Here is an 11,724-nt window from a genome sequence, read left to right as displayed (position 1 = left end):
CGCGTGGGCTGCAGCAGGCGGCTGCCGGGTGCTGCAGCCCACGCGTCCCCGGCGGCCGCACCTTCCGCACCGGCACCCTGACCCTGCTCTCCCACGTCGAGCTGCACCTCGAACACGGCGCCACCCTCGCCGGCAGCCCCCGACTACGCCGACTACACCGTGCGGTTCGGCGGTGTCGTCCTCAACGACGGCAACACCCAGTGAGGCAAGGAGCCCACCGGTGTGCTGCTGAACGCCGAATGTGCCGCGAAGATGTGGACCCGGCACCGCAGGCCGGCGCGGGAGCGCCCGTCGTTCCGGTGCGGAGCCGGACCGGCGGGTGAGTCGGGCAGGCCAGAGCGAGGGGAGCGGTGGGCGAACTGCCGGCCGTCGGGGCTGCCGCTCGACACGCACGCACCCGGCTCCCGTCCCCTCTCACCCCTTGTCCGGGGGCTGAGCCGACGAGCGGGCAACACGTGACGTTCGGTGATATTCGGTACAGCAGGGAGCCCCCGGTACCTGTCGATGGCTTGAAGGCCACGTCGTCACCTACACCTTCCATGGCGTCGGCAGCAAAAGATGGCGCGTCAACTTGACGCCTCTGAAGGCCGGTTGTTTTCAGGCAGTGAACGATGCAAGCACCTTGACGGGGTCAGTTGCTGTGCCCGACAGTCATCCGCAAGGCGACTGAGAGTGCTCTCAACCGCCTTCCCCCCACCCCCCACGAGAGCAGCCCCCCATGAAAAGGATCGCTTCACTCGCGAGATTCTCACGTGTTTCTGCCGGCCCCGGACGCCGTAACCGACGGCGTCTGCCGGTGGTGCTCGCCGCCCTCTGCCTTCCGCTGGCCGGACTCACCGGTCTGGCCGGTTCCGCCACCGGGCTCTCCGGCACCGCCGCGGCCAGTGAGCCGGCCGCAAGCGCGGGTACAGCCGCCGCCGACTGGACCACGATGTTCAGGGACGACTTCGACGGCGCGAGCGGGACGGGCCTCAACACGGCCGACTGGCTCTACGACAAGGGCACCGGTTACCCCGGTGGCGCCGCCAACTGGGGCACCGGCGAGATCGAGACCTCCACGGACTCGACGGCGAACGTCTACCACGACGGCTCGGGTCACCTGGTGATCAAGCCGGTACGAGACGCCTCAGGGCACTGGACATCGGGCCGGGTGGAGACCCAGCGCACCGACTTCGCCGCGCCGCCGGGCGGACAACTGCAGCTCAGTGCCTCCCTGAAGCAGCCCGACCCGGCCAGCGGACTCGGCTACTGGCCGGCCTTCTGGGCGATGGGGGCCGACGCCCGCCCGGCCGGGGCCGCCAACTGGCCCAGCATCGGCGAGCTGGACATCATGGAGGACGTCAACGCACTCAGCCAGCACTCCACCACGTTCCACTGCGGCCAGTGGGCCGGCGAGTGCCACGATCCCGACGGGATCAGCAGCGGATTGCAGGCCTGCGACGGCTGCCAGTCCGGCTACCACACGTACTCGGTGATCGTCGACCGCAGAGACACGGCGGCCGAGCAGCTGCGCTTCTACCTGGACGGTGTCCAGACCTTCGCGGTGAACCAGAACGAGGTGTCCGACGCGACCTGGAAGGCCGCCGTCGACCACGGGTACTTCGCCATCTTCGATGTGGCGATCGGCGGTTCGTATCCGAACAAGGTCTGCGGCTGCACCTCCCCCGGGGCCGACATCAGCTCCGGCGCAGGGATGAGCGTGGACTGGTTCTCAGCGGAGGTCAGCCAGTCCTGAGCACGGAGAACTGACGGCCCGCACGCCGACCGGGATGCCGGTCGACCTGCGGGCCGTTCGCCTTCGCCCTCCAGCCCGGGTACATCGGGCAGGCCCCGCACCCCGTCCGGGCCCTCGGCGCAGCCGCCCAGACCCCGCAGGTCCAGGCGCCGGTGGGGGCCGGCAGGACACCTCACCTCAAGAGGTACCGTGCCGTGGCCACGGGAGACGCACCTGCGCTCCGCCAGGGAAGCGCCGTCCGCGGAGCGACCCTCAACGCGTTGCCGTGGCCGGCACATCCGATCCCCGGCCCAGGGAGGCCCGTCGATGACCCGACCCGACCCCACGACCGGGCGCCCGCCCGGATCCGAGGCGGCGCCCGACTACGAGGCCGGGGCGTTCGGACACCACAGAACCGGGGAGCAGGGCCGGCTGCGTGCCCTGGAGGACCTGTGGGACCCGCTCACCGAGCACTGCCTGGGGCAGGCAGGTGTGCCCACCACGGCTCGCTGTCTGGAAGTCGGGGCAGGCGCCGGGTCGGTGGCCCGGATGCTGGCCCGGGCGTGTCCGAGCGGTGACGTCACCGCGACGGACATCGACACCCGCTTCTTCGAGGAGCTCACGGCCGAAGAACGCATCACCGTCCTGCGCCACGACGTGACCCGGGACGGCTTTCCAGCCGGCTCCTTCGAGGTGATCCATGCCCGGATGGTCCTGTGCCACCTTGCCGATCCGGCACAGGTGCTGGCTGCCATGGCGCAGTGGCTGACTCCCGGCGGTCTCCTCCTGGTCGAGGACCTCGACCTGGGGCCCGCCGATGCCACACCCCACCCGGTGATGCGCCAGGGCCTGCACGTTGCCGAGCAGACCCTGGGGGCCTCCCAGGGCAGCGATCTCCGCCTGGGCCGACGGTTGCAGACCCTGGTGACCGACGGCGGCTTCGTCATGGGCGGCATGAGGGTGCAGCCGGTACTGATCGGTGACGGTGGGCCTGCGGACGAGTTCTGGCGTCTGTCGTTCGCGCAGCTCCGCGACTTCCAGGCCCGCAACAGTCCCGCCCTGGCCGCCGAGTTGGACGCGGCGCTGTCCCTGATCGACCGCCCGGACTTCACGGACCTCGGCATGAACGCCATCTCCGTATGGGCGCGGAAGCCCGTGGCAGGGCTGACCGGCTAGCCCGTCGGCCTGAGCCGTCCAGGCGGGGAGGCCGTGGCCCGGTACGGAAACCTCTGTCTCAGTACTTGTCTGCCGAACCAACAGCCTCAGTTGGTGCGTCGTGATCACTGAGATCCGGACCTGTGCCGCTTACTGGAGAGCCCCCATGGCTGAACCCCGCCCCTCCGCGTCGAACACCACCACCGCCGACGACCCCGCCTGCCTGCCTGCCGACGCGGTGGCGGTGGTCGGGGTGGGCCTGCGCCTGCCGGGCGGCATCCACCGACTGGACCAGCTCGGCCAGGCCCTGCACGAAGGGCGCGACCTGGTCGGCACCATGCCCTCGGACCGCTTCGATCTCAGTGCCCATCAAGCCCGTAGCCCCGGCAAACCCGGCAAGTTCCACTCCACCGCGGGTGGTTTCCTGTCCGAGCCGGAAGTCACCGGCTTCGACACCTCGTACTTCGGCATCACTCCCAGGGAAGCCACCCGTATCGACCCGCAGCAGCGTCTGCTGCTCGAGTGCGCGGTCGAGGCCCTCGACGACGCCGCCATCGACATCACCTCCCTGGCGGGCAGCGAAACAGCCGTCGTCACCGGCGTCTCCAACCACGACTACGCCGACCTGCAGGCGCGCCGCCTGCGTTCGAGCAACCCCTACACCACGACCGGCGGGCTCCTGTCGATCACCGCCAACCGCGTCTCCTACGAACTGGACCTGACCGGTCCGTCCAGCGCCGTGGACACCGCCTGTTCCTCCGGCCTGACCGCGCTGCACCAGGCGTGCGAGCACCTGCGCACCGGCCGCAGCCCGCTCGCCCTGGCGGGCGCGGTGAACCTGATGCTGTCACCAAGCCTCTTCGTCGGCTTCGAGCAGGCCGGAGTGCTCTCGCCGACCGGGCACTGCCACCCCTTCGGAGCTGCGGCCGACGGCTTCGTACGCTCCGAGGGCGCCGCGATGCTCGTGCTGAAGCCCGTGGCCGCCGCGCTCGCCGACGGCGACCGGGTGCACGCCGTCATCCTGGCCACCGCACTCAACTCCGACGGCCGCACCGTGGGCCTGTCCGCGCCCAGTTCACGCACCCAGGCTGCCCTGCTGCGCCGCGTGTACGCCACCGCGGGGATCGAGCCGCGCGAGGTGTCCTACCTGGAGGCGCACGGCACCGGCACCCTGGTCGGGGACCCCGTCGAGTCCGCGGCGCTGGGGGAGGTGCTGGGCAGCCACCGCACCGACGCACCGCTTCCGATCGGTTCGGTCAAGTCCAATCTCGGGCACCTGGAGGCCGCGGCCGGGATGGCGGGAATCCTGAAGTCGCTGGTCGTGATCACCTCTCGTTCCATCCCGAAGACCCTGCACGCCGATCCACCCAACCCGAAGATCGACTTCTACCGTCTGGGTCTGCAACCGGTACTCGCCACTCGCCCGCTTCCCGGCAACGGCCGTGTCGTGGTCGGCATCAACTCCTTCGGCATCGGCGGCGCCAACGCACACGCCGTCCTCGCCTCGCCCCCTGAGCCGACCGCGTCACCGGCCCGGGCCAGGGCTGCCGACAGCGCCGCGGTGGACGACGTCGCGGCCGTGCCGGTCGTCGACACCGGAGCACGGCCGCTGCCGGTCATTGTCTCCGCGCACACCCCCCAAGCGCTGACCGCCACCCTGGAGTCCTGGGCGGAGCACTTCACCGCTCTGGCCGCCGACCCCTCACAGGGGCCCGAAGCCCTGTATGCCGCCGCCTACACCGCGTGCCGACGACGGACCCGGCGCCGCCACCGCACGGCCTTCTTTACGACCGGCCTCACCCAGGCCGCCGAGGTCCTGGCCCGGGCGGCACGAGGACAGGGGATCGACACCGTCACCGAACGCCTGGTGAGCGGAGGCCGGATCGGCTTCGTCTTCTGCGGCAACGGCTCGCAGTGGGCGGGCATGGGGGCCGAACTCCTCGGCCGCGACGGTGCCTTCACCAGCGAGGTCGAAGCCGTCAGCAGTGAACTGAAGCCCCTGCTCGGCTGGAGTGTGCGCGAGGAGCTGGCCCGCGCCGACGCCTCCCGCTGGGACCGTACGGAAGTCGCGCAGCCGCTTCTGTTCGCCGTGCAGGCGGGCCTGGTCGCCGCCCTGTCCGCCCGGGGCGTCGATCCGCACGCCGTCATGGGACACAGCGTCGGGGAAGTGGCCGCCGCGTACTGCGCAGGCGGCCTCACCCGGACTCAGGCCTGCCGCGTCATCGCCGCACGCAGCCTTGCGCAGGCCGCCACCGCAGGTTCGGGGGGCATGGCCGCGGTGGGCCTGAGCGAACACGCCGCCAGGGAACGGCTCGCACAGGAGGGGTTGCACGACCGCGTGGAGATCGCCGCGATCAACTCCGACCAGGACGTCACCCTCGCGGGCTCGCACGAGGACCTGGCAGCCCTCGGCGCCACCCTGGACGCCGACGGTGTCTTCTTCCGCGACCTGCGGCTGGACTACGCCTTCCACACGGCCGCCATGGACCCCGTGCGTGACGAGCTGACCCGTGCACTGGAAACCCTGGCCCCCGACGCCTTCCGCATCCCGATGATCTCCACGGTGACCGGCCGCGCCGGGTCGGGGGAGGACCTGGACGCCGCGTACTGGTGGGCCAACATCCGCCGCCCCGTCCGCTTCCACCAGGCCGCCACCGCGTTGACCACCGGGGACGCCGCCTGCGACGTCCTGGTCGAAATCGGCCCGCACCCCGTACTGACTGCCTACCTGCGGCGTGCCACCGCCGACTCCCCCGTCCCCGGCGTCATCGTCCCCACCCTCTCCCGGACCTTCGCCACAGCCGACGCACTGCAACAGACCGTCCTGCGGGTACTTGCCGCCGGGGCAGCGGTGGACTGGGACAGCTACTTCCCCCGCCCCGGAGCGGTGGCCGACCTGCCGGCGGTGACCTGGCAGCGCGAGCGGCACTGGAACGGCGACCCGTCCTGGTGGCGGGAAGACGCCCCCAGCGAGGACACCGCCGACGCCCACCCCCTCCTCGGACCCCGCCAGACCGGGCCGGAAGCAGCGTGGTTGCACCGACTGGACCCCGACCGGCTGTCCTGGATCGAGGACCACCGGGTCGCAGACGCGGTCGTCTGGCCCGCCGCGGGCTTCGTGGAGATGGCTCTGGCCGCCGCGCGGAGCCGGCACGACGCACCACTGGAGATCACCGGCCTGGTCATCGACCGGGCCCTGACCCTCGACTGGAGCGCCGACCCGGCAGGCCCCGCGGACGGGGACGACGTCCACCTGGCCACCCACCTCGCCCAGGACGGCAGGCTCACCATCCGCAGCCGCACGGGCCAACAGGACTGGACCGAGCACGTCCGCGCCGGGGTGCGGAGCCTGCTGCGCCCCCAGCGCCCCCGCCTGGACGTCGCCGCCCTGGCACACCGCCTGCCGGACAGGCGTCCCGCCCACGAACACTACGCAGCCGCCCTGCGGGCCGGTCTCGACTACGGGCCGGCATTCCGGACCGTCACACACCTGCACACCGGCCCGGACGAAACCCTGGGACGCTACGAGTACACCGCCGCGACCGAGCCCCAGCCCGAAGTCATCGCCCACCCCACGCTGGTGGACGGCGCGCTGCAGACCTGTCTGCCGCTGATGTTCACCGAGGACCGGCCCGCCCCGTTCCTGCCCGCCCGCATCACCACCATCCGCAGCTGGCAGGCCCTGCCCTCCACCGGCTTCACCCACGTCACCCGCGCGGCCGGCCCCGACGTCCGGTGGGACATCGCCGTGTACGACGACGACGGTGACGTGTGCATGGAACTGCTCGGCTGTGAACTGCGGCGCCTGGAGACCGAGACGGGCGACGCGCAGGACCGCCTCACCGAAGTCCTGCGGGTGGCGCCCCTACCCGGCCAACCCGAGCCCGTCCGGAGCCCGCTGCCTGCCCCGCCGTCACTTCCGGAACTGGTCCGGAGCCGGGAGGACCTCCACCTGCGCCGGCTGCACCGGATCAGCGACGCGCTCCGGCCTCGTCTGCTCGAAGTCTGCGCCCACTTCACGGCCCGGGCCGTGCACCACCTGCTCCCGTCCCGGAAGCACTCCTCCTTCGGCCTGGCCGACCTCGTCGAGGCAGGGGTCGAGCCCAAGCACGCGAAGCTCCTCGACGTCCTGCTGCCCCAGGCCGTCGGCCACGGTGTCCTCACCGCCACCGGGCCCGACGCCTGGGGCCTCCCGGCCGTGCCACGCCCCGAGGAACTGTTCAGCCGTCTGCTGGAGGACTTTCCCGACCAGTCCGTCACCGCCCTCACCTACGGGGTGTGCGCGGGCCGCCTCGCCGACGTCCTCACCGGTGACGCCAACCCCCTGGAACTGCTCTTCTCCGAGTCCGACCACCTCGTCCAACGGTTCTACGAGGCCGGCGCCTTCTTCGCCCCGCACACCCACGCGCTCGTCGGCTGGGTCCGCGACATCGTCGACGGCTGGCCTGACGACCGGCCGCTGCGCATCCTCGAAGTCGGGGCGGGCACCGGCGCCACCACCGCGGCCCTGCTGCCGCACCTGCCGCCCGAGCGTGTCCACTACACCTTCACCGACGTCTCACCCGCGTTCTTCCCGGCCGCCGAGAAGCGCTTCGCCACCTACGACTTCCTCACCCACAAGGTCCTGGACGCGGACCGCGACCCCGTGGCCCAAGGCTTCGAGCCAGGGGCCTACGACCTCGTCATCGCCGCCAACATCCTGCACGCCACCCCTGACATCTCCCGGGCCCTGCGCGGCATGGCCACCCTGCTCACCGACGGCGGCCAGCTGATCGCCCTGGAGACCCACAGCGTGGAACTCCTGGCCCCGGTGTTCGGCCTGCTGGACTCCTTCTGGCTCTCCACCGACCAGGGCGTCCGCCCCGCGGGCCCGCTGGTGCCCTACGACCGCTGGCCCGAGCTCCTCGCCGACTGCGGCTTCGAAACCACGGGCCAATATGACGACACCACTGCCGACCGGCCCCACGTGTCCCTCCTCGTCGCAGAGCGCGCCGCCCGCGCCGTTCCCGACAAGACGGCGGACCGCACTCCTCCCGGCGCGTCCGGCGCACGACACCCCTCCGACGCCCCGGTGGCGCTCGACCACACGGCGCAGCGGTCCTGGCTGCTGAGCACACCCACCGCCGACGCCCCCACCGAGTTGACGCACCGGCTGACCCGGGCACTGCTCGCCTCATGCCCCGCCAGCCGCGTCCACCACGTCGCGCAGACAAGCGGTGCGGACTCCTGGACCCGCGAACTGACCGGTGCGGCAGACGGCCTCCACCCACCCCGACCGGTGAGCGACGTGATCCTCCTCGCCGAACCGGCCGCCGCAACGGGGCCACAGCAACACACCGCCCACGCGGTACAGCAGCTCGCCGCGCTGCGTGACCTCACCCGTGCCTGGAGCCGGAGCACGCAGTCACGCGAAGGGAGCCTGCGCGTCTGGATCGTCGACGCCGGAAGCCAGCAGCCACCCACCCCGCCGCCCTCACCTCATGCCGCCCCCCTGTGGGGCGCCGCGCGGAGCCTGGCCAACGAACACCCCTCACTGGGCGTGCGTCGTATCGCCCTGACCGATCCCGGCAACCCCGGCACCCTCCAGCGTCTCCTGCACGAACTGCACCACCTCCAGGGCGGCACAGCCGCGGTGGACGGCCCCGCGGAACCCGTGGACGACGAGGTGGTCCTCACGCCGAACGGGCGCTTCGCCACGCGTGTCATACCACTGCCCGCCACGGAGACCACAGCCCGGCCCGCACCCCACTACGCACTGCACGTCGATGCCCCCGGACGACAGCCCCTCCTCACCTGGCGTGCCACCACCGCGCTCCGCCCGGCCGAAGGAGAGGTCCTCATCCGCACCGCCGCGGCAGCGCTGAACCACCACGACCTGCTGACCGCGACCGGCGACAGCTCCCTGCCCGCCGCCCGGCGCCACGGCTTCCCCGGCCTGGGCCTGGACTGCGCCGGCACCGTCACCGCAGTCGGGCCCGGCGTCACCCGTCTGGCGCCGGGCGACCGCGTCGCGGCCATGGCCCACACCGCACTGGCCTCCCACGTCCTCGCGGCCGACGAGCACGTCATCCCGCTGCCCGACACCATGGAGTTCACCGCGGCGGCCACCCTGCCCACCGCTTTCCTCACCGCCCACCACTCCCTCCAGCAGTGCGCCGGCCTGACCGAGGACGACACCGTCCTCGTGCACGCCGCCACCGGGGGCGTCGGGTCGGCCGCCCTGCAACTGGCACAGCGAACCGGGGCGCGCGTCATCGCCACGGCCGGCACCCCCGCCAAACGGAGCCTGCTGCGCCTGCTGGGCGTCGAGCACGTGCTGGACTCGCGCTCCCTGGACTTCGCCGAACAGGTCGCCGACCTGACCGGTGGCCGCGGCGTCGATGTCGTCCTCAACTCCCTGCCCGGCGAGGCCCGCCTGCGCAGCCTGCACCTGCTCGCCCCGCAGGGACGCTTCGTCGAACTCGGCCGACGCGACGCGGAGCGGGACGATACGCTGCCCGTCTCCCCGCCGTCCCGCAACGTCTCGTTCTTCGGCGTGGACGTCCTGGACCTGCACGACCGGCGGGCGCCCGTGGTCCGGCGCCACTTCACGGAGCTGTCCGCAGCCGTCTCCGGCGGCCACTGGCGGCCGGTGCCCCATCAGGTCTTCCCCGCGCAGCGCTTCGAAGAAGCTTTCAGCCTGCTGCACCACGCCCGGCACGTCGGGAGGATCGTCATCAGCTTCGACGCCCCACCGCCGGTCGTCGAGTCCGCACCCACGAGCGCACTCGACGCCGACGCCGCTTACCTCGTCACCGGTGGCCTCGCGGGATTCGGCGCCGCCACGGCCCGTCACCTCGCCGCCCGCGGCGCCCGCCATCTCCATCTCGTCGGACGCCGAGGCGCCCGGACGCCCGATGCTGCGGCGCTCCTTGACGAGCTCCGCACCGCGGGGGCCGAGGTCACCGTGCACCGTGCCGACATCACCCGCCCCGGTGCGCTCGATCCCGTGCGCACCGCACTGGGGGAACGGCGCCTGGGCGGTGTCGTGCACGCCGCCATGGTTCTGCAGGACGCTCCCCTCGTCGACGTCACCGACTTCCACCTGGAAACCGTCCTCGCCCCCAAGATCACCGGACTTCACGCGCTCGAAGCTCTCGCCGAGGACCACGAACCCGACTTCTTCCTCGCCTACAGCTCCGTGGCCGCCCTCGACGGCAACATCCAGCAAGCCCCCTACGTCGCCGCCAATGCCGCGATGGAAGCGCTGGTCCGAGCGCGCCACCGACGCGGCAGGCCGGCCCTCTGCGTGCAATGGGGTGTCATCGCGGACGCCGGATTCGTCCACCGCACCGGGCGCATCGACGAGATGGCCACCTACGGCATGGCCCCCGTCACCGCCACGGATGCGCTCACCGCACTCGACCGGCTTCTCGACACCCGAAGGGGACCCGTTCTCGCACTGGGCCGCTTCGACTGGGACAGCATCAGCCGCGTCCTGCCCGGCCTGAGGGCGCCCAGGACCGGCGCTCTGCTCCAGCGGCACCAGGTGAGCACCGACAGCATCACCACCTTGCACAGCAGACTGGTCACGATGAGCGAAGGCGAGGCCCTCATCCTGATCGAGGACAGGATCGCCGAGCTCGCCGCCGCCGTCCTGCACACCCCCGTGGACCGCCTCGACCGCACCCGCCGCCTGGACCTGCTCGGCATCGACTCCCTGATGTTCCTGGAACTCTCCACGGCACTGCGCAAACACCTCGGCTGCGACATCCCCACGCTGGAACTGATGAGCGCCACCCACCTCCCCGACCTGGCTAAGCGAGCCCTGCACCGCGTCCAGCAGCCGGGTCTCCCCGGTCCCACCGGGGCGGTCGCCGGCCGTGAGAGGAGTGACCAGGCATGAGCGCCCACACCCCGACGTACAGTGCGGCCCGCGCCACCACCACTGACCAGCCGGACTTCGTCACCCTGCGCCCGGCCACCGGCGACGCACATCTCCTACGCCTTTACTGCATGCCGCCGGCCGGGATGAGCGCTTCCTACTTCCAAGCCTTCGCTTCCCACCTGCCGTCCGCCGTCGGTCTGCACGCCCTGCAACTGCCCGGACGCGGACGCGCCACCGGAACGCCGGTGCACACCGACCCGCACCGCCTCGGACAGTTCCTCGCGGAACGCATCAGCCAGGACGACGACGGCCATCCGTACGCCGTGTTCGGTCACAGCGTGGGGTCACTCATCGCCTACGAGACCGTCACTTGCCTCACCCGGCGCGGCCACCACCCGCCCACCCTGCTCGCCCTGTCCGCCATGGCCGCCCCCCACCACCCCGAGTTCACCGCACAGGCTCCGAACGTCCTGCTCGGCGGCCGCGAGGGGATCGAGAAGCTCTTCGGCCGCCTGCCCCACCGGGCCGACCACGACCCCAGGGCGCTGATCAACACCTGGATCCCGATGCTCGCCGACCTCCTCCTCGCCCTGCAGTTCCCGCCCCACCAGGGACCACCGCTGGACACCCAACTGGCTCTCTACGGCGGCGAGGACGACCCCGTCATCTCCCCGGACGCCCTGGCGGGCTGGAACGACATCAGCAGCCGGCCTGCCACCCCGCGCCTCTTTCCCGGCAACCACACCTACCCCCTCGGCAACGTCGAGGCCCTCAGCTCCCGGCTCACCGCTGATCTCGTCGCCTCCCTGCGAGGGTGGGTGTGTCCAGTCAACGGTCCTGGCTCGCCTGCGGGGGAGTGTCCGGTCGGCGATCTCCGGAACGGCCGACCCTCGGGACCGTGATCGCGCGGTCCCACTCCCGATCAGGGAGGAGGCGCCCCTGACCGGTCCGGCGGGGCGGGTCGGGGGGCCGGCAGAGGGGCGGCGAG

Annotated in this window: 4 protein-coding genes; all 4 read left to right on the top strand. The window is 71.9% G+C overall.

Annotated elements, in window-relative coordinates; translation table 11 throughout:
* Positions 1-796: 796 nt before the first annotated feature.
* A complete protein-coding gene (locus ACFV3R_RS19080; RefSeq protein ID WP_385583841.1) occupies positions 797-1,735 on the top strand; it encodes a glycoside hydrolase family 16 protein in 939 nt (312 codons plus the stop codon).
* Positions 1,736-2,041: 306 nt separating this feature from the next.
* Positions 2,042-2,890, top strand: a complete 849-nt coding sequence (locus ACFV3R_RS19075; RefSeq protein ID WP_385583838.1) for a class I SAM-dependent methyltransferase — start codon at positions 2,042-2,044, stop codon at positions 2,888-2,890.
* Between the two features lie 145 nt (positions 2,891-3,035).
* Positions 3,036-10,754: an SDR family NAD(P)-dependent oxidoreductase gene (locus ACFV3R_RS19070; protein ID WP_385583835.1), complete on the top strand. Its 7,719-nt coding sequence runs from the start codon at positions 3,036-3,038 to the stop codon at positions 10,752-10,754.
* Positions 10,751-11,638 carry a thioesterase II family protein gene (locus ACFV3R_RS19065; protein WP_385583832.1) on the top strand — a complete coding sequence of 296 codons (888 nt, stop codon included), beginning with the start codon at positions 10,751-10,753 and terminating at the stop codon, positions 11,636-11,638. The genes ACFV3R_RS19070 and ACFV3R_RS19065 overlap by 4 nt, the downstream gene beginning before the upstream one ends.
* Positions 11,639-11,724: the final 86 nt, after the last annotated feature.

The organism is Streptomyces sp. NPDC059740 (assembly GCF_042733155.1).
Classification (GTDB): domain Bacteria; phylum Actinomycetota; class Actinomycetes; order Streptomycetales; family Streptomycetaceae; genus Streptomyces.
Note: the sequence above shows the minus strand (reverse complement) of the source record. Positions and strands in the feature narration are given on the sequence as shown.

Bases quoted from the DNA above. Each gene is read 5' to 3' on its own strand.
- ACFV3R_RS19070 (WP_385583835.1), top strand. From the start codon at position 3,036: ATGGCTGAACCCCGCCCCTCCGCGTCGAACACCACCACCGCCGACGAC.
- ACFV3R_RS19075 (WP_385583838.1), top strand. From the start codon at position 2,042: ATGACCCGACCCGACCCCACGACCGGGCGCCCGCCCGGATCCGAGGCG.
- ACFV3R_RS19065 (WP_385583832.1), top strand. From the start codon at position 10,751: ATGAGCGCCCACACCCCGACGTACAGTGCGGCCCGCGCCACCACCACT.